Origin of the sequence: Bacterioplanoides sp. (assembly GCF_965219715.1) — a bacterium.
Taxonomy (GTDB): Bacteria; Pseudomonadota; Gammaproteobacteria; order Pseudomonadales; family Oceanobacteraceae; genus Bacterioplanoides.
Genome location: NZ_OZ244785.1, coordinates 4,484,647 through 4,510,597, shown reverse-complemented (window position 1 = coordinate 4,510,597; position 25,951 = coordinate 4,484,647). Strand labels below are relative to the sequence as shown.

At 46.2% G+C, this 25,951-nt stretch carries 26 protein-coding genes; 17 read left to right on the top strand and 9 right to left on the bottom strand.

The genetic code is table 11. The features are described from left to right. Positions 1-8: 8 nt before the first annotated feature. The 4 genes from ACOQOZ_RS20860 to ACOQOZ_RS20845 all read left to right on the top strand — a co-directional run bounded on the left by ACOQOZ_RS20860 (position 9) and on the right by ACOQOZ_RS20845 (position 7,515). Positions 9-1,547 (top strand): efflux RND transporter periplasmic adaptor subunit, encoded by a 1,539-nt coding sequence (locus ACOQOZ_RS20860; RefSeq protein WP_420590079.1) that lies wholly within the window; start codon positions 9-11, stop codon positions 1,545-1,547. Next, positions 1,537-4,680: an efflux RND transporter permease subunit gene (locus tag ACOQOZ_RS20855; protein ID WP_420590078.1), complete on the top strand. Its 3,144-nt coding sequence runs from the start codon at positions 1,537-1,539 to the stop codon at positions 4,678-4,680. The genes ACOQOZ_RS20860 and ACOQOZ_RS20855 overlap by 11 nt, the downstream gene beginning before the upstream one ends. 117 nt (positions 4,681-4,797) lie before the next feature. Continuing rightward, positions 4,798-6,978, top strand: a complete 2,181-nt coding sequence (locus tag ACOQOZ_RS20850; protein ID WP_420590077.1) for an adenosylcobalamin-dependent ribonucleoside-diphosphate reductase — start codon at positions 4,798-4,800, stop codon at positions 6,976-6,978. Positions 6,979-7,041: 63 nt separating this feature from the next. Further along, positions 7,042-7,515 carry a hypothetical protein gene (locus ACOQOZ_RS20845; protein ID WP_420590076.1) on the top strand — a complete coding sequence of 158 codons (474 nt, stop codon included), beginning with the start codon at positions 7,042-7,044 and terminating at the stop codon, positions 7,513-7,515. A 90-nt stretch (positions 7,516-7,605) separates the two neighbouring features. Here ACOQOZ_RS20845 and ACOQOZ_RS20840 read toward each other — a convergent pair whose 3' ends face one another. Then, the gene (locus tag ACOQOZ_RS20840) at positions 7,606-8,379 is read right to left on the bottom strand and encodes a glutathione binding-like protein (protein ID WP_420590075.1); all 774 of its coding nucleotides are present in this window, start codon (positions 8,377-8,379) and stop codon (positions 7,606-7,608) included. Between the two features lie 128 nt (positions 8,380-8,507). Here ACOQOZ_RS20840 and ACOQOZ_RS20835 point away from each other — a divergent pair, with 128 nt between their 5' ends. Then, positions 8,508-9,398, top strand: coding sequence for a LysR family transcriptional regulator (locus ACOQOZ_RS20835; protein WP_420590074.1), 891 nt, complete (start codon positions 8,508-8,510; stop codon positions 9,396-9,398). Between the two features lie 47 nt (positions 9,399-9,445). Here the strand turns inward: ACOQOZ_RS20835 and ACOQOZ_RS20830 are convergent, their stop codons facing one another. The 3 genes from ACOQOZ_RS20830 to ACOQOZ_RS20820 form a co-directional block, all read right to left on the bottom strand. Next, positions 9,446-10,117 (bottom strand): hypothetical protein, encoded by a 672-nt coding sequence (locus ACOQOZ_RS20830; protein WP_420590073.1) that lies wholly within the window; start codon positions 10,115-10,117, stop codon positions 9,446-9,448. A 59-nt stretch (positions 10,118-10,176) separates the two neighbouring features. Beyond that, positions 10,177-10,536: a hypothetical protein gene (locus tag ACOQOZ_RS20825; protein ID WP_420590072.1), complete on the bottom strand. Its 360-nt coding sequence runs from the start codon at positions 10,534-10,536 to the stop codon at positions 10,177-10,179. 218 nt (positions 10,537-10,754) lie between these two features. After that, a complete protein-coding gene (locus ACOQOZ_RS20820) occupies positions 10,755-11,426 on the bottom strand; it encodes an SDR family oxidoreductase (RefSeq protein WP_420590071.1) in 672 nt (223 codons plus the stop codon). A 466-nt stretch (positions 11,427-11,892) separates the two neighbouring features. Here ACOQOZ_RS20820 and ACOQOZ_RS20815 point away from each other — a divergent pair, with 466 nt between their 5' ends. From ACOQOZ_RS20815 to ACOQOZ_RS20770, 10 genes are all read left to right on the top strand, one after another. Continuing rightward, positions 11,893-12,558: a hypothetical protein gene (locus ACOQOZ_RS20815; protein WP_420590070.1), complete on the top strand. Its 666-nt coding sequence runs from the start codon at positions 11,893-11,895 to the stop codon at positions 12,556-12,558. A gap of 106 nt (positions 12,559-12,664) precedes the next feature. After that, on the top strand, positions 12,665-13,003 hold the full coding sequence (locus ACOQOZ_RS20810) for a hypothetical protein (protein ID WP_420590069.1): 339 nt from the start codon (positions 12,665-12,667) through the stop codon (positions 13,001-13,003). Between the two features lie 123 nt (positions 13,004-13,126). Beyond that, complete coding sequence (locus tag ACOQOZ_RS20805; RefSeq protein ID WP_420590068.1) at positions 13,127-14,977, top strand: ATP-binding protein; 1,851 nt, start codon at positions 13,127-13,129, stop codon at positions 14,975-14,977. Positions 14,978-15,094: 117 nt separating this feature from the next. Next, positions 15,095-15,499, top strand: a complete 405-nt coding sequence (locus ACOQOZ_RS20800; RefSeq protein WP_420590067.1) for a DUF4259 domain-containing protein — start codon at positions 15,095-15,097, stop codon at positions 15,497-15,499. Positions 15,500-15,976: 477 nt separating this feature from the next. Further along, the gene (locus ACOQOZ_RS20795) at positions 15,977-16,438 is read left to right on the top strand and encodes a DUF6882 domain-containing protein (protein WP_420590066.1); all 462 of its coding nucleotides are present in this window, start codon (positions 15,977-15,979) and stop codon (positions 16,436-16,438) included. A 43-nt stretch (positions 16,439-16,481) separates the two neighbouring features. Then, on the top strand, positions 16,482-17,000 hold the full coding sequence (locus tag ACOQOZ_RS20790) for a hypothetical protein (RefSeq protein WP_420590065.1): 519 nt from the start codon (positions 16,482-16,484) through the stop codon (positions 16,998-17,000). A 99-nt stretch (positions 17,001-17,099) separates the two neighbouring features. After that, entirely contained in the window at positions 17,100-17,471 is a 372-nt protein-coding gene (locus ACOQOZ_RS20785) for a hypothetical protein (protein WP_420590064.1), read from the top strand. 54 nt (positions 17,472-17,525) lie between these two features. Further along, positions 17,526-17,894, top strand: a complete 369-nt coding sequence (locus ACOQOZ_RS20780; protein ID WP_420590063.1) for a VOC family protein — start codon at positions 17,526-17,528, stop codon at positions 17,892-17,894. Positions 17,895-17,973: 79 nt separating this feature from the next. Next, the gene (locus ACOQOZ_RS20775) at positions 17,974-18,210 is read left to right on the top strand and encodes a DUF1059 domain-containing protein (protein ID WP_420590062.1); all 237 of its coding nucleotides are present in this window, start codon (positions 17,974-17,976) and stop codon (positions 18,208-18,210) included. A 97-nt stretch (positions 18,211-18,307) separates the two neighbouring features. Beyond that, on the top strand, positions 18,308-18,604 hold the full coding sequence (locus ACOQOZ_RS20770; RefSeq protein WP_420590061.1) for an antibiotic biosynthesis monooxygenase family protein: 297 nt from the start codon (positions 18,308-18,310) through the stop codon (positions 18,602-18,604). Between the two features lie 109 nt (positions 18,605-18,713). Here the strand turns inward: ACOQOZ_RS20770 and ACOQOZ_RS20765 are convergent, their stop codons facing one another. Beyond that, entirely contained in the window at positions 18,714-19,385 is a 672-nt protein-coding gene (locus ACOQOZ_RS20765) for a DUF4334 domain-containing protein (protein ID WP_420590060.1), read from the bottom strand. Between the two features lie 258 nt (positions 19,386-19,643). Between ACOQOZ_RS20765 and ACOQOZ_RS20760 the strand changes: the two genes are divergently transcribed. Beyond that, the gene (locus tag ACOQOZ_RS20760; RefSeq protein ID WP_420590059.1) at positions 19,644-19,967 is read left to right on the top strand and encodes a hypothetical protein; all 324 of its coding nucleotides are present in this window, start codon (positions 19,644-19,646) and stop codon (positions 19,965-19,967) included. Between the two features lie 231 nt (positions 19,968-20,198). Beyond that, positions 20,199-20,654, top strand: coding sequence for a hypothetical protein (locus ACOQOZ_RS20755; protein ID WP_420590058.1), 456 nt, complete (start codon positions 20,199-20,201; stop codon positions 20,652-20,654). Between the two features lie 89 nt (positions 20,655-20,743). Here ACOQOZ_RS20755 and ACOQOZ_RS20750 read toward each other — a convergent pair whose 3' ends face one another. The 4 genes from ACOQOZ_RS20750 to ACOQOZ_RS20735 are packed head-to-tail and all read right to left on the bottom strand — an operon-like array spanning position 20,744 to position 25,940. Beyond that, entirely contained in the window at positions 20,744-21,991 is a 1,248-nt protein-coding gene (locus tag ACOQOZ_RS20750) for a hypothetical protein (RefSeq protein ID WP_420590057.1), read from the bottom strand. Positions 21,992-22,014: 23 nt separating this feature from the next. Further along, positions 22,015-22,818, bottom strand: coding sequence for an outer membrane lipoprotein-sorting protein (locus ACOQOZ_RS20745; protein WP_420590056.1), 804 nt, complete (start codon positions 22,816-22,818; stop codon positions 22,015-22,017). 18 nt (positions 22,819-22,836) lie between these two features. After that, positions 22,837-25,167, bottom strand: coding sequence for an efflux RND transporter permease subunit (locus ACOQOZ_RS20740; RefSeq protein WP_420590055.1), 2,331 nt, complete (start codon positions 25,165-25,167; stop codon positions 22,837-22,839). A 38-nt stretch (positions 25,168-25,205) separates the two neighbouring features. After that, complete coding sequence (locus ACOQOZ_RS20735; protein ID WP_420590054.1) at positions 25,206-25,940, bottom strand: TetR/AcrR family transcriptional regulator; 735 nt, start codon at positions 25,938-25,940, stop codon at positions 25,206-25,208. Positions 25,941-25,951 lie beyond the last annotated feature (11 nt).

Sequence of the window (25,951 nt, the reverse complement as noted above, 5' to 3'; positions counted from 1 at the left end):
AGAAAACCATGTCATTTGCCCAACGGTTAGCCGATAAAAAAGCCCTGCCCATTCTGGTTATTGCTGGCGTACTTGCGCTGGTGATTGCAAAACAAAGTGCCACGCCACCACTACAAAAAGCCTTACAACAGGATGCGGTTGCCGTCACCTTGATGCCGTTGACCAGTGAAGCGATCAAGCCGTCGGTGTCCGGTTATGGCATGGTGAAAGCGGCAGTTGAATTAAATCAGACCGCTGAAGTTGCTGCCCGGGTGACTCGTCTGAATCCATTATTGGTTGCTGGCGCCACCATCAAACAAGGCGCAGAACTGATTCAGCTGGACGACAAAGACTATCGTCTTGCCCTGGCACAAGCCAAAGCACAACAAAAAAGCGTTGAAGCCCAGCGCAGCGAATTAAACAGTAATAAAAACAGCTTATTGCAGCGTCAGACGCTGGTGCAGGAAAAAATCCAGCTCGCCCGCCAGGAATTAAAACGCAAACAAGACCTTGCAAAAGTGCAGTCGTTATCCGCATCACAACTGGATGCCGAACAACAAAAACTGATTGGCCTACAGCAGGAAGCAGCGTCGCTACAACAGCAAATTGAAGCTTTGCCTGCGCAACAGCAAAGTTTAAAAGCTCAGCTGGAATCGGCCGTTGCGACGGTGGATCAGCAACAACGTAATATCGAACGAACCCGGATCCTGATGCCATTTGATGGTCGTATCCGTTCAGTGGATGTTGAAACCGGCGAATACGTTAAACAAGGCCAGGCGTTATTTCAGGCGATTGGTATTGATCAGGTTGAGATCGAAGCTCAGTTTTCGTTAGATAAATTACGGCCGTTTATTCAGTTGGCGTTTGCCAATGTGGCATCGCTGTCTGCACAGTCCTCACACCCGAAACAGTCTACTAGCAAAGCAGAGGCTGAACCGCCACAAGCAGCACTGCAGGCGAGCGGCCGGAATCTCAGCCAGATATTGCAACAAGCTGGTCTGCATGCACGTATTTCTGTGCCGCTGGTACCCGGACAATTCTGGCAAGGTGAAGTGGTTACATTACGCGAAAGCCTGGATCCGACCAGTCATACCTTAGGTGCGGTAATCCGGATTAATAAACATTACGACGGCGTTATTCCCGGTAAAAGACCGCCATTGTTAGCAGGGCTTCAGGTAAAAGCGGAATTGTTAAGTAATCCGGCAGACTTTATCAGTGTACCGTTAACCGCATTACACGCAGGGGCCGATAAGCAGCAATGGTTGTATCTGGCTGAGCCTGAGACGCCCGACAATAGCGCGTATTTTCGCCTGAAAAAGCAGCCAGTTACCCCGTTGTTAATCAGCGATAATCAAGCGCTGTTTTCCACCCAGCAACTGCAACCGTTTGCCAATAACAAATATCAGCTGGTCACCACCGACCTGACTCCGGCAATTGCGGATATGCGATTGAGTGCTGCTCCTTCTCTGGAGCAACTACAGGAAAAGCAACTACAGGAAAAGCAATTGCAGAAAAAACAGGCAGACAAAGCGCTGAATACTGAGCAGGAGTCTGGTCATGTTCAGTAATATTCTGCGCATCTTTGCCGGCCACCCAACCGCGGCCAATTTACTGATGCTGACCTTTCTGGTGGTTGGTCTTAACAGCTTATCGCTGCTGCAAAAAGAAACCTTTCCTGAAATCGATAAGTTCGAAGTAAAAGTGTCGGTCACCTATCCCGGTGCTGGCCCTGGCGAAGTGGAGCAAGGTATTTGTTTACCGTTGGAAAACGCCACCGACGGCATCAGTTTTATAGATGAAAAACGTTGTGAAGCGCGCTCCAATATTGGTTTTATGACGTTAAAAATGCTCGAAAGTGGTGACTTCGACGTATTCCTCGACGACGTGCGTTCGGCTGTCGATCGCATCGATAATTTTCCCGCCAACAGTAAATTGCCGGTTATTACCGAGATTGGTCGCACCGCTCCAGTGGTTACCCTGGCGCTGACCGTCGATGACCCGCAGTTTTCCGCCAGCCAGTTAAAAGATCTGGCAGAGCTGATTAAAGCCAAAATGCAGCAAAACCCGGACATTCCGCTGGTCGAACTCAGTGGCTTCAGCCAGCGACAATTAATTGTAAGCCTGCGCCCGGAAAAGCTGCGCCAGTACCAGATCAGTCTGCAACAGATTGCCAACCTGCTGCAGAAACAGAATCTCGATTTGCCGCTGGGTGATTTAACCAGTGCTGATAAAACCTGGGAATTGCGATTTGTGGATGAACGTCAGAGCGCCCGGGCATTGGCCGATCTCACCCTACTAAGTGGCAGTAACGGTGCCGAGATCCGTTTATCGGAATTGGCGGATATTCGTGACGACTTTGATAAAACCGAAGATTACAGCCTGTTTGATAATCACCGTGCGGCATTATTAAAGGTCTCGAAAAATTCCAGTGATGACAGCCTGGCAGTATTAAATGCCGTACAGGATTTAACTGAACAACTGGTTTTACCGGCAGGGGTTAATTTCACCCTGACCCAGGATTTCACCACCATTGTTAAAGACCGCCTCAGCATGTTACTCAGCAATGCCTGGCAGGGGTTAATTCTGGTGTTTATTACCCTGTTGATGTTCTTCGGCCTGCGCTACAGCTTCTGGGTGATTATGGGCTTACCGGTAAGTTTTATTGGTGCGCTGTTTGTGATGATTCAGCTGGGTATCACCATCAATATGCTAAGTATGGTAGCGCTGTTATTAGCGCTGGGTATTCTGATGGATGATGCCATTGTGATTGCAGAGAGTATTGCTGCACACGGTAAAAAAGGCCTGAAGCCATTAGATGCGGTGACACAAGGCGTTCAGAAAGTCGCCCGTGGTGTGTTTTCATCATTCTTAACCACCGTATTTGTGTTTGGTTCTATTCTGGGATTACAGGGGGATCTGGGTCAGGTATTACGGGTTATCCCGCTGGTATTACTGATCGTAATCAGCATCAGCCTGATTGAAGCTTTTTTAATTTTACCGTCTCACCTGCGTCATACTCTGGAACACGATCAGAAACACGGCACAGACCAACAACCCGGCCGCCTGCAATTGATGGTTAATCGCTGGTTTGAGGTTCGCCGCAGTAAACTCGGTACCTTATTAGAAAAAGCCATATATTATCGCTATGCCGTGGTTGGTTTCACCATTGCGTTATTTTTTGCCAGTATCGCATTGATGGCCGGAGGGATTGTTAAATTTAAAGCCTTCCCGGATATTGATGGCGATGTACTTGAAGCGCGATTGATAATGCCTGCGGGTACCTCATTGCATAAAACCGAGCAACAGGTTGATGTAATCCTGGATGCTTTAAAGCAAGCGGTTATCCCACTGGAAGCAAATGAAAACAGCGATTTAATTCGCCATATCAGCGTACGCTTCAACGAAAACCAGGACGCATTCGATAGCGGTGCTCACCTGGCCACCATCAGCCTTGATTTATTAACCGCAGAACAACGTAATACGAATCTCGATAGCCTGACTTCGGCCTGGCTGGAAAACCTGCCGGAAATGCCGGAGGCGTCTCGTCTGGTCATTGCCGAACCCTCACTAGGGCCTGCTGGCCGTGCGATTGAGTTACGCCTATCCGGGCTGGATCGCCAGCAGCTGTCGCAAGCGTCATATCAGCTGCAAAACTGGCTGAAGCAATACAACGGTGTCTACAACTTGCTGGACGATTATCGTCCGGGTAAACCACAACTGGTATTACATTTTAAACCCCAGTCACGCTCACTGAATATTGATGCCAGTGATGTTGCCAATCAGGTACGCAGTGCTTATGCCGGAATTATTATCGATGAGTTTTATCGCCCGATTTATTCTTCCCTGCCGTCATTAGGCTCTACGTCCGACAACATCGAAATTGTGGTGCAACTTGAACAAAACGACCAATCTCTGGATGAGTTACGCGACTTTCCGATTCAGTTAACCAATCCTCAGGGGAAAACCACGTTAGTGCCACTGGCAACACTGGCGGATATCGAATGGCAGCGCGATGTATCCCGTATTCAGCGAATTAATAATCAGTCCACCATTACCGTATTCGGTTCGGTTAATACTCTGATGGCGAATACCCAGGAAGTGATTAACGATACCTTTGCGCGATTTATTCCGCAGTTAAAGCAGCAATATCCTCGTCTGAATATTGGTGTCGAAGGTGAAATCAGTAACGCCGGTAAAACCCAGGGCTCATTAAAAACCGGATTAATTATTGGTTTATTTGGCGTATTTGCGTTGCTCAGTTTCCAGTTCCGCAATTATTCAGAACCTATGCTGGTGATGGTGTCGATTCCTATGGCATTAATCGGCGTGATCTGGGGCCACCTGATTATGGGATACGACCTGAGCATGCCCAGCATGGTGGGTTTTGTGTCACTGGCCGGGATTGTTGTTAATAATGCTATTTTATTAGTCGAATTTGTCAAACATCACGTTTCTGAAGGAATGGACCTGCATAGCGCCGCTCGTCAGGCGAGTCAGGACCGACTTCGCGCCATTTTATTGACAACAAGCACAACGGTTGCCGGAATGCTGCCTTTGTTATTTGAAACCAGCTTACAAGCACAGGTACTGATTCCATTAGTAATTAGCATTAGTTTTGGTCTTTTAATATCCACTCTTTTAGTGCTGATTGTTTTACCTTGTCTGTATACGATCCTTCAGGACCTGAAAAAACCGGATTAATTATAAATAAAGATAATTCGTCCATTATCAATTATGACAAAGTAATTAATTGGCATTTTTAATGCTCCTGCAGTGTTGAGCCATCTGTATCGGATGGAAATACAGCAGGAGTATATTATGAATGACCAAGTGTTAACTAAAGATTCTGTCACATCTGAAAATAATAATATTGCTAAACAAATACCGGATTTATCCGTTCCATTTCAGGAAACATCGATTGAAATCTGGGATCAGAAATACCGCTTAAAAGACATTCACGGCGATATTCAGGAAGAAAACATCAACAATACGTTTGAACGTGTTGCCAGCGCAGTTGCGGCCGTAGAAAAAACATCAGAATTACAGCAATACTGGCAGGAAAAGTTTTTATGGGCATTGAATCAGGGTGCAACTCCGGCAGGCCGTATTATTGCAAACGCCGGTGTTAATCAGCATAAAGCAGCAACCTCAACCGTAAATACCACCGTGTCCGATCACCTGGAAGATTCCATGGAGCAGATGCTGGAAAAAGTTCAGGAGGCGGGTTTAACCCTGAAATCCGGTGCCGGAATTGGATATGAATTCTCGACCCTGCGGCCTAAAGGCAGCTTTGTACACGGCAGCGGTGCACAATCCGCTGGCCCGGTAGCCAGCATGGGTGTATTCGACAAAGTGTGTGGCAATATTTCTTCCGCCGGAGGAAAACGTGGCGCACAAATGGCAACGCTGGATGTCAGTCACCCGGATGTTCTCGAATTTATTAAGGCCAAACGTGAAGACGGACAATTACGCCATTTTAATTTGTCGCTGTTAATCACCGATGAATTTATGAATGCCGTTGCCAGTGATTCCCAGTGGCCATTAATTTTTCCCATCAGCCAGCAAGAGCAGGAAATAAAACCGCTGGATCTCAGTGATGACACTCAGGTGTTGTGGAAGTACTGGCCGGTGGAAGGTGACTATTTTTATAACGAGTACGGTGAAGTTGCCTGTCGTATTTACCGTACGATTTCGGCCGCCAGTTTGTGGAACGTGATTATGACCTCCACTTACGATTATGCCGAGCCGGGTTTTATTCTGATTGACCGGGTCAATGAGATGAACAATAACTGGTTCAGCGAAAATATCCGCGCGACCAATTCCTGTGGTGAACAACCACTCCCTCCTTATGGTGGCTGTATTTTAGGTTCGGTTAACCTCACTCGTTTTATCCGCCAGCCATTCACCGACCAGGCCAGCTTTGACTGGGCTCACTTTAAAGAAGTTGTCACGGTATTTACCCGCATGCTGGATAACGTAATCGAGATTAACGGTTTGCCACTGTCTACCCAGGAACACGAACTGATGCGCACCCGTCGCCATGGCATGGGTTATCTCGGTTTAGGTTCGGCAATTACCATGCTGGGGATGAAATACGGTGACAGTGAGTCCCAGGGCTTCACCGAAGAAGTCACCCGGCAAATGGCCATTATTGGCTGGCAACAAGGGCTGGAGCTGGCGAAAGAAAAAGGCGCCGCACCTATGATGGACGAAATGTTCAGCCTGACGGCAACTCATTTTGCCCAGCGCCCGGAATTAAAAAAAGACGGTTATCAGATTGGTGATCAGCTGCCGGGTAAAGTGTTACACGCAAAATACAGCCGTTATATGCAACGTATTCATGAGCAGGAGCCTGAACTGGTCAACGAACTGGCCAAAGTTGGTAGCCGCTTCAGCCATCATATGTCGATTGCGCCAACCGGTACCATCAGCCTGTCGCTGGGGAATAACGTCAGTAACGGTATTGAGCCGAGCTTTGCCCACCACTACGCCCGCAACATCATTAAGCCCGGACGTAAAACCAAAGAAAAAGTCGACGTGTTCTCTTATGAGTTGCTGGCCTATCGTAAGCTGGTTAATCCACAAGCAATGCCCTTCAGCGAAGATCAACCTCTGCCGGAGTATTTTATTACCTCGGATTCGGTGACCCCCAAGCAACACGTCAACATCCAGGCTGCGGCACAAAAATGGGTCGACTCAGCCATTTCCAAAACCGCCAACGTTCCTACGGATTTCCCGTTTGATGAATTCAAGGGGATTTACCGATACGCCTATGAACAAGGATTAAAAGGTTGCACCACCTTCCGCTTTAATCCGGAAGTATTCCAGGGCGTATTGGTTAAAGAGCAGGATCTGGAAAACACCACCTACCGTTTCACGCTGGATAACGGCGAAGTGGTCGAAGCCAAAGGCAACGACATGATCGAATACGAAGGGGAAACACACAGCGCCGCCAACTTATTTGATGCGCTGAAAGAAGGCTATTACGGAAAGCTATAAATAATACCAAAACCCGAAATAAGCCTGATTGTATTAAAAGAATTCCGAACGACGGAGAAGAATATGACTATTAAAATTAATAACGGCATTGTTAAATTCGAGCTGGTTAACAGTGATGAAAACACTCCAGCATGCACTCAAGACAAGACTCTGGATAGCAGCCAAGACAGCAACCTGGCGGCGAGCGTCTCTGAGACAGGCCGACCAGTGGCATTACATGGTAAAACCTACGAGATCAAGAACCAGCAACAACAATTGCTGTTAACCATTAACGATCAGACCCTGGCTGACGGCTCCAACCGACCCTATGAAATTCTGATTCACACGAATAAGGCAGAAGATTATTCCTGGACAACCGCAATTGCCCGGTTAAGCAGTGCCTTGTTGAAGCAGGGTGGTGACCTGGCCAATATCGCCGATTCGCTGAAAGTGATTTTTGACCCGGCGGGAGGTTTTGTTGATGAAGCGAACCAGCAACATATCTCGATGTTGGCGGCCATTGGCAAACGGCTGGAAGCCCACCTGGAAACAGCCTGATTGCAGCGATATCTCAACCAATAAAAAACCAGGCGCTTCAGCCTGGTTTTTTATTCGCTCTGTCAGGGCATGTTAACAGGCCCTGCATTTTTAAAGGCTCAGCGGCAATTCCAGATACTGCTGATAAATAAAATCCCGGTGCTGAATTAATATCGGGTCCAGAGCTTGCTGCTCAGCCTCACTTAACGACTCAAATACCTCACGGATCACCGGCGACATGGCACACTGCTCATGCGTCAGCGGTTTAAAAAAGGCCATCACACAAGCGCAATAAATATCAGCTGCTGACAACTGATCACCCACCAGAAAACGACTGCCTGCCTGATTCTGCTGCTCTAACTGCTGAGTTAACTGCTGCAGCTGGGTACACACCCGCGACACATAGTCACCACTGTGCGAATCGTCGTAACCGTATTTTTTACCCAGATAATTGGCAATAAACTCCGGATAGCCACCTGGCTGTTGCTTAAGGCCTTTTTCGATACACACCAGGCGACGATTCCAGGCCAGACCGTTTTCATCCATCAGAGAGCCACACAGCGCCATCACTTGCTGCTTTTGTTGCGGATCCTGCGGCAATAATTCAGCGCCCTCTCCCTGAGTGTGAGCAAACGCCAGAATATCCTGCCAGCGATGCACAGGCGGCTGATTGTCGACCATTAATACTGGTGCACTGCGCTTGCCGGTCCATTGCTTCATCGCATCGTTACGCTGATCAAGGTACAACGCCTGCCATGAGATGCCACGCAGATGGAAAAATCCCTTAACCGCTTCGCTCCACGGGCTGGGAATGCCCTGCGGCACCACCATACGTGGCCCACTTGCACTGACTGCCTGCTCCAGGCTGATGTATTCAAATGACATTAGAGTTCCTTAACCGATTTATAATCGTCTGCGTAGTTCAGAGGTATATTCCACTTGTTATGTGTGCAGCACAAACGATAATATCTTGAGGGTAAATTAGATTTTCTAATCCAATCAAAGCTAACCCTATGAGCCACCCTGCCTTCCCCAGTCCGCCGATTCAGTATTTACCCGCCTTTGTTGCTGCCGCCGAGCACAACAGCTTTAAGCTGGCGGCAGAGCAACTGAATATCACACCGTCAGCGGTCAGCCAGCAGATTAAAAGTCTGGAAACCCGCATCGGTTTAACCCTGTTCAGCCGCCAGGGCAAAGAATTAAAGCTGACTCAGGCAGGAGAACGTTTTTATCAGTTTGCAGCAACCACCCTGATGCATTACAAACAGGGCTGGCAAGGCTTTGCCGATTTATATATCGCCAAACACATCCGCATCAGCATGACGGATTATGTCGCCAACCGGATTGTTATTCCGCGCCTGGCGGAGTTTGTTGAGCAGACCGGTATTCAGCTGGATATTCACACCAGTTCGGATTATCAGGATTTACAGGCAAACACATTGGATGCTGCTATTCGCTTTGGCACGCCACCCTGGCCTGACCATCAGGCGCGATTACTGTCTGAAGTCGATATTGCGGCGGTAGGCTCGCCTGGCTATTTGCGGCAGCACCCTATTAACAACCGCCGCGACTGGCGCAAACAAACTCTGATTCACACCCGACGTAGCCTTAATGACTGGCAACGGGTGGAACAGGCTCTGGGTTATCCGTTAAATGCTAAGCAGCATTTGTGGTTCGACAGTTATGAGAGTGCAGTGCAAGCCAGTAAAAATGGCCTTGGTTTAATGCTCGCCAGCTTTCCGATTTCTGAAATGGATATTCGCAGCGGCGAACTGCAAACATTGAGAGACAAGCGTTTTGCTTCGGAAGAGAAGTTTTATCTGATCACCAAACCCAACGATCAGAAAGAAAAACGATATCAGCAATTATATAACTGGCTGCAGCAGGTTTTTTCGGAGCCTTAATGCCGCTCAGCAAAGCAACGTTAATAGGCGGAAGCAGATTCCGGGGATCAGTTAACCACCGGGTAGGCCAATTCACCCCAGTTATGCTCCGATGACTCCAGCATAATATCGATAATAATCGGCATCAGGGTCATCAGCAGTCGCGCACCATCTTCAACCTGCTCTCGGTTAACCTGGCTCTGGTACGTGGCTCCGCCACCCACAACCTGGTTGTGCAGCACCTGCAATCGGTCTAACACAATACCAAGTAATTCCGGCACTTTTTTACGGCTGAGATAATTCAACGCATCGACAGAAGAGCGATCAAATTTGGCATGCCAGTCTTCGTTATTGTCGCGCAGAGATTGCCAGAACGGCGCAAACACGTACGGATTTTTGATCAGCGCTTTTACCGGGCCGGAATATTGGTGCCACAGACAGTGATAAATTTTCTGCTGTTTATCCAGTTCAACCAGCTGCTGAATAAAACGCTGAAAATCCTGTTGTTCGGCTAATGAATGGGCACCATCAGAAGCGTTGGCGCTGGAAAAGCTACAGGCAGAGAAGCTGATCCAGACCGAGATAAACTGTATATCTTTATCATCAGCCTGATTTTCAGCGGCCTGTAGCCAGCTGAGTGCCCGGTGCAAGCGGGTGGAATGTAATTGATTAAACAGGTCACGCTGATCGCGTAATCGTTGTTTTAACGCTGCAAACGATAATTCAGTTTGTGTTGTCATCAATTACCTTCCTCCGTGTATTAGCTTTTCCCGGGGCTACCCACGATTAACATCAACCGTTAACCGCAGCAGTCGCTGTGATCATCAAAGTCGATGGCCATAAAAATAGAGGTCTGTGGGAAGCCTGCCGGGTAAGCCATGTAGAAATGCGTCGATTCATCAACCGGCCACCAACAAGACGCTGCACGAGGTACATCTTCCAGGTTTACTCGCTCGATGCAGTATTGCAGTTCCATACCCACGGTTTCCGGGAAGAACGCATTAAAGGCAGACGGGAAACCAACTTCAGCGGTATCCAGCTTGTCTTCGATTTTTAATTCCTGAAGTTTCTTTTTCCAGGATTCGTCCTGGCTGGCATCAACCAGAAATTCACCTAAGTAGGTGGTGTGACGCTTTTTAATAATACGTTGGTTAGCCATAGCCTTCCCATTCAATTAGTAGTTGTTCGCTTAGATTAACCCTTATCGGATGTTTTTAAAGCAGCGATTGGACTATCGCGTGCCCATCGCAGGCACATGGACGTGCCTTACGATGGGTGCGGCTAAAATATCCGTTAAGGGTTAAGCCTATATTTCTGTGCATTACGGAACAAGATAATACCTACCCTGCTCCGCTCTTGTTTCGATTAAATGCGCTATTACCAGGGCAGTTGCTGGCCATTGGAGTGCCAGAAGCCACCGGTATTCTCAAGATTCAGCTCGTCGATACGCTGAGCCAGACCAGCCGCGGCTTCTGCCGGACTGATATCCCCGTTAAAGCCCACCATACGGGTTTGTACAAAACCTGGATGCAGCTGAGCCACTGCAATACCTTTAGGCTTTAAATCCATCGCCAGGCTTTTGCCGACTGCGTTTAATGCCGCTTTCGATGCACGGTAGCCGTAATAAGCACCTGACGTGTTGTCTTCGATAGAACCCATACGGCTGGTGATGTTGGCGATCTTACTGCCCTCACCCATTAATGGCGCCAGGCCATGGGCAATCATCAGAGGCGCGATGGTGTTCACTTCGAACTGCTCACGGATGCTGTCGGCATCCATCGCGTCCAGTGTTTCGTTTTTGAACAGACCAGCGTTGTTAATCAGCAGATCGATCTTGCCTTCTACTAACTCAGCCAGAATGGTCTGCAGACCCGGGCCGATCTGCTCATTGGTTACATCAATACCGCTGATGGTCTGATCAGCGATATCTTCAATCTCGTCACCTGCCTCACGGCAGATCGCAGTTACTAAATCGCCACGAGCGGCGTACAGCTTGGCCAGCTCCAGGCCAATCCCCCGGTTAGCACCGGTAATCACTACATTTGCCATGTTTTGTCTCCGCATAGTGGATGTGTTGGATGGCCAACATAGTAATGAAATTGAGGGGGAATGAAAGCAGCGATTAGCGGCCCGCTGGCTTAGATCAACCTCCTTCCCGCCAAGTCGAAACTGCATGTTAAAAGTATGTATACCTGTACAGCTTATTTCAGCGATGACGGTCAAATCGTGCTCGTTGGCACAGAACAGATGGGAAATAATGCGCGTTTGTACTGGAAGCTTCAGAAGATCTGTAGCAAAATCAACGGCCTAACAGAATTATCAGCAGTAATAACAAGCGCCTGTTATTACTGCAAACACGCATGCGGGTTTTAAGGTAAGAGTCTGGAGCATGGAACGGATGTCAAAATTTCCTTCAACAGAATCAAAGAGCTATAGCAGTACGGTGGAATGTCGCCAACTGCCAAAACGCGCATGCCTACAACCAAAATGTTAGGCAAAAATTAGAAATCAGTTTATGAAAGATATAATCCCTGTTTCTGTATTAGATATTCTTCGAGGCCACTACGCACTCGGCATAGCAAATGCAGAAGCATTTTACGATCAACACTCTGCCGATGAAGATTCAATTACTGGTGCTTTAGGTCAAGCACTGGCTCGAGCTGAGCCTATTCGCTACCAACAGGGCTTCGACGAGTTCCTAATTAATGTATCGTATAAAAAGATCAGAGGCCGTGGCCGTGGTGCTCCTGAAAGAATTTACGGAGCAGATGGCATATTTCAGCTAAGCGTTACAAATCAAGACGGCAAAGAAACAGCGGTTAAGGGGCTCCCTTTTCAGTCGAAGAAAAACTGGAAAGGTAAAAATAATGACTTGCTAGAACAAACCAGAAAAATGGAAAAAGCAACCCCCGGTGGAATCGTCATTGATTTTAGCTCTAATGGTTACAAAGCATGTACAGCAAGAGATGTCATTGCCTCATTAGGTAACCGTAATACTGCAAATCGTCATAGCTCAGTCAGGTCTCTTGAGCAGTTCCTATCTCATGATTTCTTAGATTGCCATATAGGGCGCCGCGGGCTTTCCTATAACCCACAAACAGAACGCTTTTCCAACCTCTATCTAGAGGAAAAGCCAGTTCATATAATTACTACTGAAGTTAAACGTAGTCAGTGGGGATAATAAATGCCTAACAAGTCAATCAACTACGCGCCTTTCAGGCACCGGACGCAGCAAGGCTGCGCCGGTTATTGAGGCGTTATGTGATGATGGAGTAAAGATTTATATTATGGAAAATGAAATAGATAATGAGGGCGCCTTCGGTTCGCTACTTTTGACATTGATTCCCGAAATTATTGCAGGGCTAATCGCCATTGCGGGTTTATTTGTCATCTTTTGGGCGTCTATAGAAATCTACAAACTAAAGGGGTTTTCTTGGCGAAAAGTTTTGCCAATATGCCTTGTTGGAAGCATTGTAGTAGAGCTGGCTCTTGCTATAGCCGAAACGTATTTGGACTGGGAAGTGTTCGTATATATTCAAGGTGTTGGCGTTATTCTTTCGTCTACTCTGTTTTTAATCGCTGCTTTAGCTTTTATTAGATTCGTTAACTATGCCAAAAGCACATAACAAGTTGCTGTTGTCGCCGCTGCGCGGCTGGGACAGCCAAAACGCGCTTCGCGCTGGCTGCCCCAAAGCAAAGCGTTAACACTACAAGTCACACGAACCGAGAATTGAATTAGGATTCAATGGATGAAACTAGAGCAAGTAAAAATAAAAAATTTCCGCTGCTATAGAGAAGAAATTTCAATTCCTGTTGCAGATCTAACAGCACTAATTGCCAAGAATGATGTCGGCAAATCATCAATTCTCGAAGCTTTAGATGCCTTCTTTAATTCTGATAAGCTGGAAGCCGGTGATCGTTCATCAGGGTTAAGGAATGCAGATAGTGTTGAAATAACCTGTGTCTTCGGTGAAATACCCGAACAATTGATAATAGATACAGATAACCTTATATCCCCTGCTAATGAATACCTTCTAAATACCGACAACAAACTTGAAGTTAAAAAGGTCTTTTCAGGGGCCGCCTTGAAATGCGAAGAAATATTCATACATGCATTTCACCCTACAGCCGAAAATTTTGATGATTTATTTTCGTTGACTGTTGCTCAGCTTCGAACAAGAGCTAGAAATTTGCAGGTAGATTTAGATGGTGTTAATGAAACCGTAAAATCAGCTTTGAGGCATGCTATCTGGTTAAGTGTTCCCGATGAGGAACTAGTAAAACAAGTAGTCGAACTAGAGATAAAGTCAAAAATATGGAAGCCTCTTCAGAATATACTCCCCCTTTTTCAATTGTTTAAATCTGATCGGCCAAGCTCGGACCAAGATGCTGAAGCCCAAGACCCAATAAAATTTGCTATCAAAGAGGCGCTCAAGCAAAAGGCTGGAGATCTTGAAACCATAGGTGATCATGTTAAGAGGCAGGTTGAAGAGGTTACAAAGTTAACTATTGAAAAGATAAGAGAGATGGATCCTGAGCTGGCAAGCCAACTCAACCCTAATTTCTCAAATTTTAATTGGAGTAAGGTGTTCTCAGTATCGCTTACAAATGAAGACCAAATACCGTTGAATAAGCGCGGTAGCGGTGTGAGGCGTCTTTTCTTGATAAACTTCTTTCGCGCTAAGGCTGAGCAACTAGCCGATGAAAGAGATGTGCAAGATGTAATATTCGCAATAGAAGAGCCTGAAACATCTCAGCATCCCAATAACCAACTATTGCTGCTTGATGCGCTTCAAGAATTATCACTTGAAGATTCTAATCAAGTGTTATTTACAACTCATAACCCCATACTTGCCGGAAGGGTAGATCGAGAATCAATCAGATTTATTGAAAAGGCTGAAGATGGCACGCGTTTCTTAGCAGAGAATGACGACGACACTTTGCTAAAGATAAAGGCAAGTCTAGGTATATTTGCAAATCACAACATCAAGGTATTTGTTGGTGTAGAAGGCCCAAATGATATTGAATATATCAGCGAAATATCTTCACGCCTATCACAAGAAGGCCCTAATATCGTCGATTTAAGAAATGCAGAGCGGCTTGGTCAGTTAGTTTATATACCCATGGGGGGCTCGACTCTTGAACTGTGGACGAACAGGCTCGAAGGCCTCCAAGTTCCAGAAGTTCACGTATTGGATAGAGATACGCTCCCTCCTGCGCCAGCAAAGTATCAGGCTGCCGCCGATAGAGTAAATGTACGTGGTGAAAATTGTCGATCTTTTATTACGAATAGAAGAGAAATGGAGAACTACATCCATTTTGAAGCCATCAATCAAGAATTTGAAATACAGTTAACTGAAAACTTTCAGCCTTTCGATGATGTGCCAAAATTAGTCGCAAAGGCCGTTCACGAAGCTTCAGAGTCTGCTGTAGCTTGGGAAGATCTTGATGATAAGAAAAAAGGTAAAAAAGAGAGTAAGGCTAAAAAACGGCTAAATCGTGGTGCTATTGAAAATATGACTTTAGAGCGACTTAATAATGTCGATTCAGATGGCGAAGTTTTAACATGGTTAGGTGAGATCAGTGCGCACCTCCAATAAAAGTGTTAACAACTCAAAGCACTCGGACTTGGCAAAGCTGTCACCTTTTTTGTACCAAAAAATCCGCCAACTCCACCAAGCCGGTGTTTGAGGCGTTAACTGTATAAAGGAGTATTCATGGGAGCATGGGGAATGGGAGTATTTGATGATGATACTTCCTGTGAAATTATCGAAGACGCTATGGAAGATGGAACTAGTGCAGTTCAACTTGTAGAGCAAGCATTATCATCCTCAGAAAACGAATATATCGAATATACTGAGTGCCATGAAATAATCGTAGCTGCTGCAATTACAAACGCTCTGGTAAACAAAGCTGAGTATGAGGGTATCGAAGAGCTTGATAAATGGTTAGCTAAACAAGACGCAACAAGCGTAATACCATTCAAAGCAAAACTAGCTTCGGCATTATCCCTCGTGCTTGGTGAGTCTTCTGAATTAAACGAGCTGTGGGCAGAGAATGAAGATGACTATCCCACATGGAAAGGCAACATTGAATCAGTCATCAATGGCCTCAACAGTTAACAATGCTCCATATGGCGGCGTTATAGCCAATATTTAGATGTTTATAAAAAGTTTTTTTTGCCCTAGTTATTTTTATATTTGTGGGCTTGGTATGTTCATATTAAGCCTACGTTCAGCTTTCGACCCTGGGACATGTGTTCAAGTGAGGTTTCGTCATCCCCATTAGTTGGAGTTGTTGTATCTATACATTGGCTATTGTTTACATTTCTGAGGGAAAGAATTGATCCTGGTTATACTAGAATCAGGAAGTCATGGCTTTTAATTACTTTGTTTTTTTGGTGTTTATGTTGTTTATGTCAATTGCTATTAATATTGTCGCGCTAAATGCTTATTCGCTTCTGTGCTAGCTTCAGACTCAATGTTAGGTGGTCGAAATCAATATAATGAAGACTACTTAATTCAAGCTATAACAATCACAAGCTAGCGATGCAAAAAGATGTGCTTGCTGTAAGGCGTTATAAACCTTAAGGAAGTTCTATGTGGTCTGATGATCAAATAGATTCATATGTTGACCTATGTATGGATCAGATGGAAAAAGCTCAAGAGAAGCTTCAAACTGAGTTTAATTTTGGTAGTTTCGAACGATTTGATTTTGATATTCCAAATAGAGCATTAATATTCAGTTCCAGCGGGCAACCGCAGCTGAAATGTGAAATATGCTTTATTTGCTCTACTCAAGAATCATCAGGCTCGTTGCAATGGGCCTGGGGAAATAAGTCATTGCCAGAAGACCTAACCAGTGACTCCCTAGGATTGAAGATCTTGAGCGAGGAATCAGGATTAGAAATCTTTTCCTTGCCTGTTTGGGAAGCATCGGAACAGGAAGGCTGGGAAATGGCTTCTATAGCCCTTAATCGTCTAGGTGGAATTGGTGTTTATCGTTGTCCAGCGGGTGATTCAAACTTATTTGTTCTAATCAAATCTGTGGCACACTGCTAACGATAGATAACAAATACACAAAGCATTATCGCTCAAGGAAGTTATGAAAAGTTTACTTACATTTTTTGTTTTAACTAGTTTATCAGCTTTTTCTAAGGGTAAAGAAGACTGCTCTCTGAAAGCCATTGGCTTATCTAACGATGATGATATTGCTCACCAACTTTATTATACCGGCACCTGTCACTGTCGGAATGGGGAGTACGGTAAATCAGCTAATTCATGGGAAAAACTTGCAGTATTAGAAGAAGTAAACCCAGATTCAAAAAAACTTCAAATCAATGTTTTAAATAACTTGGGTTACTTGATGTTCTTTGGTTACGGGATAGAAGAAAATAAGGAAAAAGCTATTGAATTTTGGAAGAAAGCTATCTCGCTTGGGCAATATGAGTCTGAATACCATCTGTGTCATGCTTTCGCAGATTCAGATGAGCCAACATACAATAAAGTCAAGGCTAAGAAACACTGTGATAAAGCCTATCTAATTTATAGTGATCTGGAAAATACACCCGGAGCTGATGCTGAAATCCTCAAACAAATAAAAGAATACCGCGAAAGAATCTAGTTTAGGCCTAACTAGAAGCTATAATCTTATTTCTTTGATTTCCCCCGACAATATAGGCTCCTTCAGGTGACTTAAAGTAGCCTATAATCACGAAAAATTATGAATCGTTTATTTTTCATCGCATTTGCATCAATTGCCCTTCAAGGTTGCCCCGTAACATTCACTGCGTATCTGAAAAATGACAGCAATGGTGAGATAAATGTTACCCCTCCGTTTGAGACTGATTACCTCTGGCACATTCCTTCAGGTGAAGAAGGCCAAGTAAACTGGTATCAAGAGTGCATAATTATTCGAAAAGGCAATAATACAGAGTATTACTCTGGCTGGCCCATACCGGACAATACTGTGAACAATGGTGTATTCGGCTCGAGTCTGAGTGTTGTGTATAAAGATGATCAACTGTACTTCAAAACACATTCAAATGAGCTGATCAAAGTTGCTAAGGTAAAAAAGTGCAGCAATGGATCATAGCTGATGCCACTAACCGGGGATGGTATTAGGCCATTAAATTAAAGGAGCCCAAAAATGATCTCTCATACCATGTTAGGAACCAACAACTTTGAAAAAGCAGAGTCATTCTATTCCTCGATAATCAGTGCTATCGGCGGCACACAGATTCACAAATCAGACACCGTTGCTTTCTGGCAATTTGAAGGCAGCAATACAAAATTTGCTCTGACGGTTCCCTTCAATGGCGAAGCAGCATCAAGTGGTAATGGTGCAATGGTTGCTTTCACGCTTCCCAACCCAGAAAAGGTAAATGAAGTTTTTGCTCTGGCCATTAGGCTGGGCGCCAGCAACGAAGGTGAACCTGGCGCAAGGAACAATGGTGCTTATTATGCCGCCTACTTCAGAGATCTGGATGGCAATAAAATTGCGATATTTCATCGCTAGCCCATATTGCTCTAGCGGTGTAGACAGCTCCCCATCCTCTGCCCTACCCTGAAACTCATATCTCAACGGAGCTGACACCATGAAAACCATGACCTGTAATCAACTCGGCGGCGCCTGCGATTTAGAGTTCCACGCCGAAACCTTCGAAGAAATGGCTGAGCTGAGCAAACAACACGGTATGGAGATGTTTCAGAAACAAGATGCCGCTCATCTGGAAGCCATGCAAAAAATGAAACAGAAGATGCAAAACCCGGATGATATGACCAAGTGGTTTGAAGCTAAACGTCAGGAATTCGAAGCCCTGCCCCATCACTAACGCCGAACCGTTTCAACGATCACAAACCAGTTTCTTATGCATGCAATAAACAAAGACGTACATACAAAGAAACGAAACAAATTTTCCAGGAGCACCCATGTTCAGAGTTGTATATGAATGGCGCGTCCCCGCCGAAAAAATGGACGAGTTTCAGAACATCTGGCGCTCAGTCACCGACGATATTCATCATACCGTCGATGGTGCATTGGGCAGCTTTATGCTTCGTTCATCAGACACTCCGGATAAAGTCCTGACCGTTGCCAAGTGGGAATCACGCGAAGCCTGGCAATCGTTTTTCGGCAACAGTAATCCAGAGAAAATGAAAGCCATGCGCAACATTGCAGAGCGCATTTCGGTTGAAGCATTCGACGAAGTGGAAGACCGAACCCGTTAACAGTTTAAACTGTTAGCAGATGCGTAATAACAAAACAGCAGGCTTAGCCTGCTGTTTTGTTACGGTAAGAATATAGCAGTAAAAGTGTAGCTGCCGCTAAGGCGTCCAATTAGTTAGCCGGGCCTTCCAAAGTCAGCGTGAACCAACCACCGGCAATATGCTTGTGAGTCCACACACCTAACAACACAACCTTGCCATCTTCGTCAGTCACCAGCTTAAAATAATCTTTCCACGGCTGATGGTCATAATTCATGGTTGCCGTCGCATCTTCACGCCAGCGAATATCCGTCATACCTACATTGCCCCAGATTGGGATTGGCAGATAAATTTTATCCATCCAGCGGAACAACAGCGGATCCCCCTGATGCTGAGTGCGGTAACGCTTACCCCAACGAACACCCAGGTAACTCAGGGGACGAACAATCGCCCATTCAGCAATATCCAGCACTGAGGCATTGGTACGCATGATTTTGCCTTTCCAGGCACGGCCAACCAGATCTTCTTTGGCATTCACATTCGGCAGAGAGTCGTATAATCGCACCAGGTCTTCTTCGTTATAGGCCACATCTTTCTCAGCCAGAATATCAGCTTTGATTTCTTCCAAAGATCTGCCGGAACCTTCCAGCTTTAACTCCTGGCTGCCCTCTTCGTTCCATACCGACACTTTTGGCTGCAGGTGACATAAGCCGCTGATCAGCATATTCAGCGGAAACATCAGCCATTGCGCCAGATCGTAAACAATACCGGGCAGGTTAATAACGGTTTTACCTTGTGTGTTCATAGCAACCTCTCTGTCTTCTATTTGTTCTACAGGGTCTGTTCAGAGTTGTGGTGAGTGCCGATCAAAACTGAATGACATGTCATTCCTAGAATTAGAATGGCATAGGGTATTGGCCGTGTCAAACAATCAAAACCGCGAATCTCTGCTGACAGACAGCTGTCAGGAGGGCCACCGTACTATTCAGGGGCCGGATACAAACATCCGCACAGATCGATGAAATTTACTTTGAAACTCATTCCAACCACAGGGAAAACCGCGATGACGACCACTATTGAACTGGTACGCTACCAATTAAAAGACGGCGTAAGCGCCACTGAACTGCAGGCCACTCATGAGGGTGTAAACACCTTTCTGAAACAACAACCGGGCTTTATTTACCGCTCCAACAGTCAGGATCCTGACGGCACCCTGTACGACATTGTTTATTGGCAATCCATGGAACAAGCTCAGGCTGCTGGTGAAGCATTTATGAATAGCAACGCTTGTCAGGCGTTGATGACCATCACCGATGAAACCAGCGTCAACATGACTCATATGCCAGTCAGCAGTGAGGTGCTAAATGAGGAAATGGCCGGCGCTTAATTAAAGGATGATGTGTAGGGAGGAGCTGCGCGCCAGGAGGTGCAGTGTGCCCGGCTCCTTCTGTGCCCCACCGAATTGCACCACTCCCCTGCAGCCTCCGAATTGCTTTTTACGCTGCTTTATTCCAAGCTAACCGCCGTTATACAACCCTGCTGTTCTTTCACAACGTTCAGCCGACGAGAAACAAAGGAAACTCTCATCAAAACCACATTTCAATTTGCGTCTTACACCATGCTACTGGGCGTCAGCAGTGTTTATGGCTTTCTGGGATTAACCACGGAAATGGGGGTTGCGGTTCTGGCCGGCGCCATTGGCCTGGCATTTTCTAATCTGGATAAAATCGCGCGCTTTAAAGGCGCCGGGTTTGAAGCAGAGATGAAGATGGTGCAAACCATGATCGAAAATCAGACCGAACCAAGCACCGATCAACAGGAAGAAGCCAAACGCAAAGACAATTTATCCGGCACCGATAAAAAGATTCTGAAGCGTTTGCAAAAACCTGGTTATACCTGGCGGTACGCTAAAACCATCGCCGGAGAAATATCAAAGCCAGAGCTGGAAACCGAAAAGGCACTGGAAGCCTTAATGCTGCGTGGATTTACCATGAACACCAAAGGCTCGAACGGTGAAATCTGGTCGATTACACCACTGGGAAAAAGTGTGCAGCAACAGCACGATGCGCAATAACCCAACCTTGAATCACGCGTAATAAAAAACGCCGCTATCGGAGAACCCATAGCGGCGTTTTTGCTTGAGCGAGAATTCAGTGTTTTGTATCAGTAGTAATAATACAAAGACACCTGAATATAATCGTCACGGCGGAACTGATAGCTCAGGTTATCTTCGTCATCCGATGAGAACAACAACCCTTCGACATTCAGCTTAACGCTTTCACCCAGACGGGTTTCGGCTTCCAGCAACATGCTGCGGGTACTGCTGTGATCAAGATCCTGAGTCATACCAAACAGAATTTCAGTGGAGTCAGCATCGTTCATCGCCAGACGGCCACCCACAAACAGATCGTTCTGGGTCAGACTGATATTGGCCTGATCGCGCGAATCGTACTGATATTCCATCAGCGCACCTAAGTCCCAATCGGTTTCAGCAATGCCATAAAAGGTATATTCAAAACCACCGGTTGCAGCGCTGTAATCTTCCAGTTTCTGGCTGCGGAAAGAATCTTTGACCGAATCATCGAAGGTCCGGTAAATAGTTTCCAACTTCCATAACCAGGAATCTAACGTCGCCTGAAAATCCAGGCCGAACTGATTAATCTGCGCGTAGAAGGCAGAGAATTCTGTTGGTTGTGGACCATTAAAACCTGACGGCTTTAATAACGGATCACGACTGGTGCCGTTAAAATACGATAAACCAATATCGTAATCATCAATGGTATGGCTCCAGCGTAAGGCATAGTCGATGTGTTTATCTTTATCGTCGTCCTGGTATTGCGCATCCTTGACCACCAGCTGCGGACGGAAACGGCCGTCTTCCCCAGGGAAGGTTCGCTCACGGAAACCCGGCAGAATAAAGGCATCTACTAAGCCCCAATCGCGCACCAAGGATAATTTCACCATTGGTTGACCAAGTTTGTCTTCACCGTCCGGCGCTTCAACAAAGTCAGTCTGGTTAACAATATCCACCAGATGCTGAGATTCAGTCACACCCCAATAGACCTTACTGATACCCGCTTTTAATTCCCAGTCGTCACCGTAAGTTAACCAGGAAGCTTCGCGAATATCGCCGTGGCTACGTTCATCGTCTTCGCTGTCGTAGCGACCAAAGGCTTTCAATACCACAACGTGGTCGCCACTTTCTGATTCCCAGGCGAATTCCGGTTCAGCACTGATACTGAACTGATGGCGCGCCTGCTCAATATCAGAATTGTTCCACTGCCCTTTTTCAATAAATTCGCGCCACTCAGCACCCACATTGCCGCTGAATTCAATTGCAGACAGATCCACCGCCTGCGCTGCAGCCGCGCTGAACAGCGCGGGCAGCAATAGTGTTCTGGAATATTTCATGTCTGATTCTGGCTCCGTAATACTTAACGGGCACGCTTCAGCGTGGCTTTGTTAAAGTCAGAGTCTTTCAGACCGGTTTTAAATTCCAGGCTATTGGTTTTCAGATCGGTACTTTTCTTAGTCTGATGATTCACCATATTCATCGCCATTGGGCGCCAGTACTGATCCAGGTACTGCTTGTAATCGTTAAAGGTCAGGGTTTTTAACAGCGACTTTTTACGATCGTAGAAATCAATTTTCTGGGCACGGAATTCAGCTTTATCTAACCAGGCAACCTGACGGGTATAGCCAGAGTATTTATCCGTTGGAATCTGCTCAATTTTGTAGCAGTCCACACCATTTACGGTTTCTTCACCCAACAGTTTGAAGTTGTATTTTTCCAGTTCAAACGAGCTTAAATCTTCGTAAGAAAACTCACTGCCCATAAACGGGCCAGACTTGTTACGCGAAGAAATACGTTTTACACGCTTCAGCGCTGGCAGGTACAACCACTGGTCATCGGCTTTTTTGATATGAGAAAAACTCAGGAACGCGGTGCCTTTTACATCACGCGGCTTATCAAAGATGGTTAAACCTTTATCGCCGTCGTCATTAATTTCCAGGCTTTTCATACGCATTTCGCGCACACTTTCTTCACCCTGGGCATTACGTAACGTCATGGTCACGGCAGATTGCGAATCTCCCCAGCCCAGATCACGGGTTTTACGTTCCTGTGCAATGGCCAGACCTTGTTCTTCCGGGCTTTTACCCGCCAGGTCCAGCGCCTGAGTAAGAGATGCTGCGGTTAATAAAATAATCGAGCTTGCCAGTGTATTTAATAATTTCATTGTTGCTATCCTCAGTTTTTATTTTGCCGCGTGAGATTGAATATTAACGTTTGATTCTGCCTGTGCGGAAGTATCACGTTTATCCGCCACCAACAGGAAGGCTGGCAGGAATAAGAAATCGACTACCAGCGCAATAAAGATAATCAGTGCCGTTGCCGTCCCCATATCCGCATTCATACGGAAAGAAGATAACGCCAGCAGCGAGAAACCAACACACAATACCAGCGTAGTGATCACTAATGCACGACCCACGCTGGAGAAGGCATAACGCACGGCCGCTTCGGCATCGCGGCCTTCGTTACGGGCACGCTGATATTTGGATAAAAAGTGTACGGTATCATCAACGATAATACCCAGCGTCATAGATACCACAATCGACAGGCCCAGGTTAATTTCGCCGGAAATCAGCGCCCAGATTCCGAAACCAACGGCCGCCGGCATAATATTCGGGATTAAGCTGATCACACCTAAACGGACTGATCTCAGGGCAAATACCAGTAGCAAGGAAATCAGGAACATAGCCGCAACCATACTGACAATCATACTGTCCATATTGGTTTCACCGATATGCGAGAACATCAGCGTTGGGCTGGAACCAGCAATGCGGTATTGCGGCGCACGCTCGGCAAACCAATCCAGTACCCGTTTTTCCAGGGCAACGTATTCTTTACTACCCAGGTTTTGTAACGTGCTGACTACCTGGGTCGATGACTTATCAATATTCAGCTGGTTGTTTAAGTCCAGGCCGTAAGGCAGAGACATTTCATACATCAGCAGATATTGCGCAGTTAATTCACGATCACCCGGTAAACGATAAAACTCTTCGTTATCGGCATTCATGCTTTTATTCAGACGCTTAATGGTATCGGAGATGGTTGCGACGTGATCCACTTCTGGCTGTTGGCGTAACCATTGACTGAAGTCTTCGACCACCTGCAGGAATTCCGGGTTAGCAATACCATTGGGTTCGTTGCTGTATAACGCCCAGTTAATCGACGACATGCCGGAAATTAACTCTTCCTGCTTATCCACTGACTGACGGAAGTCGGTGGAGGTATCAAAGTATTTCGTCGCTTCGTCGTTCAGTTCATTTTGTGGCACCAGCGCGGCAAAACCTAACATCACCGCACCGGTAATCGGCAACAGCGCTTTATGGTGTTTCACCACCCAATCACCGAGTTTTTCCATACCACCGTGATGTTCCGGAGCCACCGTGACTTTCATCGGCAATACCCGCAGCAACGCTGGCAAAATGGTGACGGACAATGCAAACGCAATCATCACACCGATGGCGCTGAGTTCACCAAAGTCGGCCAATACCGGCGATTCGGAGAACATTAAGGTAGTGAAACCAATTGCCGTGGTAGCGCTGGTAATAAAGATGGGCATTAAGTTCAGATCCATAGCAAACGCCACAGCCTCTTCCCGGGATTTGCCCTGGCGCATAGCAAACTGCATCGACGCCACTAAATGCACACAATCAGCCACCGCTAGTGTCATCACCACAATCGGTACGTTAATGGTACCAGTGGATAAGAAATAACCCAGCCAGCCGCCAACACCCATGGTTGCAGCAATGGTTAAAATAATTACCACCAGCGTCGATAACATACCAATCACACTACGCAGTAAAATCGCCAGCATGACAATAATCGCCAAAAACATCAGAGGAATCAGCGTCGCCATATCCTTCTGACCTTCGGTGGCGAAGCTGTAATTCATCAGAATCACACCGGTATGATAAAAGTCAGCGCTTTTGTATTTCTCTGAGAATTGTTCACTTAAGTTTTTGGCAAACTCGGTGACTTCAATCACCTCAAGCGTATTATTTTCCTGATCCGGTAATTGAATGGTGATATTCACCACTGCAACTTTGCCATCGGCAGACACCAGGCGGTTCACCAGATTTGGTTCTGAGGTGGAAACCTGCTTCGCCCGCTCGATCGATTGGTCATCAATCAGATCCAGTTCGAGAATCAGATCTTCAACAATTAAGTCGTCTTCTTCGGCCCAGGTATGTTGATAGTTGGTAATGGAATCCACACGGCTGGAGAACGGTGTTTGCCAGGCCTCATCGGTCAGCTCTTTAATCTGAGCGATCATATCCGGCTCAAAGACCGTGCCCTCTTTGGGAACAACAATAATGGAGACATTATCGTTTTTATTAAATAAGCGCTGCATTTCTTCAAAGGCGACTAACTGCGGAAATTCTTTTTCAAAGAACACCTTATAGTCACCACGAAAATACAGATTCTTGCCGCCTGCTGCTGCACCAATGCCCAGTACTAATACCAGCATTATGGTGATCCAGGGGTGGCGGAGAATACTGTTTAACCAGACCTGCCTCATAACGTTTCCTCCCGTTCAGGGTTTTAAAATTGTTGTTATTAATCGTGTGTGTTGTTTGTGTGATGAGTTGCCAGTGGCTTTAAATGTTCAGCGATGCGTTTCCAGCTATCGCAATAATCCCACTCGCTTGATAGCGGGCTCCAGCCCATGCCATCCAGTAATAAATTGACGTTATTCAGCAGAATGGTTTCCTGATCCAAGCGTGAAACCGCAGTTGCTTCAGCGGCAGAACTGGCCAATGCCAAGGTGCCAAATGACATGGCCCAGTTAGCAAAGCTGGCGGTTTCTACACTGACGTGGGGATTGTTAATTTCCCCCTGCTGCAGAGCGTGTTGAAACATAGAATCGCTGACATCATTAATCTGATTTTCCAGCAGGTCCATACACTCCACACGTTTATCGGAGGTTTTGTCGCGCACACCCGGCGATTTACTGATTAATACCACCTGAAACAAAGTGGGGTGAATGCGTGAGTACAGCTGATAGGCATAATGTATTGCCAGTGCTTTTTCACGTAAGTTGCCATCGAACTCAACCGCCTGCTGAAAAAACGTCATAATCGACGACACTGCGCGACAGCAGAGTGCGCTTAAACAATCTTCTTTGCTGCTGAAATGGTTGTAGATGGTGCCTTTGGAATAGGCGGAGCGAGAAGTCAGCTTCTCCAGCGTCAGCGAACCCGGGCCTTCGTTCGCAATAATTTCAACCGCCAGATCAATTAGCTCTTCTTCCCGAGCCTGACGTTTTTGTTCTGCTTTACTGAGCTGACTCACACTGCTGATAC

Coding starts and splice junctions, on each gene's coding strand:
- ACOQOZ_RS20740 (WP_420590055.1), bottom strand. CDS start 25,167: ATGAGGCAGGTCTGGTTAAACAGTATTCTCCGCCACCCCTGGATCACC.
- ACOQOZ_RS20795 (WP_420590066.1), top strand. CDS start 15,977: ATGTGGTCTGATGATCAAATAGATTCATATGTTGACCTATGTATGGAT.
- ACOQOZ_RS20755 (WP_420590058.1), top strand. CDS start 20,199: ATGCTACTGGGCGTCAGCAGTGTTTATGGCTTTCTGGGATTAACCACG.
- ACOQOZ_RS20805 (WP_420590068.1), top strand. CDS start 13,127: ATGAAACTAGAGCAAGTAAAAATAAAAAATTTCCGCTGCTATAGAGAA.
- ACOQOZ_RS20745 (WP_420590056.1), bottom strand. CDS start 22,818: ATGAAATTATTAAATACACTGGCAAGCTCGATTATTTTATTAACCGCA.
- ACOQOZ_RS20785 (WP_420590064.1), top strand. CDS start 17,100: ATGAATCGTTTATTTTTCATCGCATTTGCATCAATTGCCCTTCAAGGT.
- ACOQOZ_RS20780 (WP_420590063.1), top strand. CDS start 17,526: ATGATCTCTCATACCATGTTAGGAACCAACAACTTTGAAAAAGCAGAG.
- ACOQOZ_RS20750 (WP_420590057.1), bottom strand. CDS start 21,991: ATGAAATATTCCAGAACACTATTGCTGCCCGCGCTGTTCAGCGCGGCT.
- ACOQOZ_RS20840 (WP_420590075.1), bottom strand. CDS start 8,379: ATGTCATTTGAATACATCAGCCTGGAGCAGGCAGTCAGTGCAAGTGGG.
- ACOQOZ_RS20810 (WP_420590069.1), top strand. CDS start 12,665: ATGGAAAATGAAATAGATAATGAGGGCGCCTTCGGTTCGCTACTTTTG.
- ACOQOZ_RS20835 (WP_420590074.1), top strand. CDS start 8,508: ATGAGCCACCCTGCCTTCCCCAGTCCGCCGATTCAGTATTTACCCGCC.
- ACOQOZ_RS20820 (WP_420590071.1), bottom strand. CDS start 11,426: ATGGCAAATGTAGTGATTACCGGTGCTAACCGGGGGATTGGCCTGGAG.
- ACOQOZ_RS20845 (WP_420590076.1), top strand. CDS start 7,042: ATGACTATTAAAATTAATAACGGCATTGTTAAATTCGAGCTGGTTAAC.
- ACOQOZ_RS20860 (WP_420590079.1), top strand. CDS start 9: ATGTCATTTGCCCAACGGTTAGCCGATAAAAAAGCCCTGCCCATTCTG.
- ACOQOZ_RS20765 (WP_420590060.1), bottom strand. CDS start 19,385: ATGAACACACAAGGTAAAACCGTTATTAACCTGCCCGGTATTGTTTAC.
- ACOQOZ_RS20815 (WP_420590070.1), top strand. CDS start 11,893: ATGAAAGATATAATCCCTGTTTCTGTATTAGATATTCTTCGAGGCCAC.
- ACOQOZ_RS20855 (WP_420590078.1), top strand. CDS start 1,537: ATGTTCAGTAATATTCTGCGCATCTTTGCCGGCCACCCAACCGCGGCC.
- ACOQOZ_RS20760 (WP_420590059.1), top strand. CDS start 19,644: ATGACGACCACTATTGAACTGGTACGCTACCAATTAAAAGACGGCGTA.
- ACOQOZ_RS20850 (WP_420590077.1), top strand. CDS start 4,798: ATGAATGACCAAGTGTTAACTAAAGATTCTGTCACATCTGAAAATAAT.
- ACOQOZ_RS20790 (WP_420590065.1), top strand. CDS start 16,482: ATGAAAAGTTTACTTACATTTTTTGTTTTAACTAGTTTATCAGCTTTT.
- ACOQOZ_RS20800 (WP_420590067.1), top strand. CDS start 15,095: ATGGGAGCATGGGGAATGGGAGTATTTGATGATGATACTTCCTGTGAA.
- ACOQOZ_RS20830 (WP_420590073.1), bottom strand. CDS start 10,117: ATGACAACACAAACTGAATTATCGTTTGCAGCGTTAAAACAACGATTA.
- ACOQOZ_RS20770 (WP_420590061.1), top strand. CDS start 18,308: ATGTTCAGAGTTGTATATGAATGGCGCGTCCCCGCCGAAAAAATGGAC.
- ACOQOZ_RS20775 (WP_420590062.1), top strand. CDS start 17,974: ATGAAAACCATGACCTGTAATCAACTCGGCGGCGCCTGCGATTTAGAG.
- ACOQOZ_RS20825 (WP_420590072.1), bottom strand. CDS start 10,536: ATGGCTAACCAACGTATTATTAAAAAGCGTCACACCACCTACTTAGGT.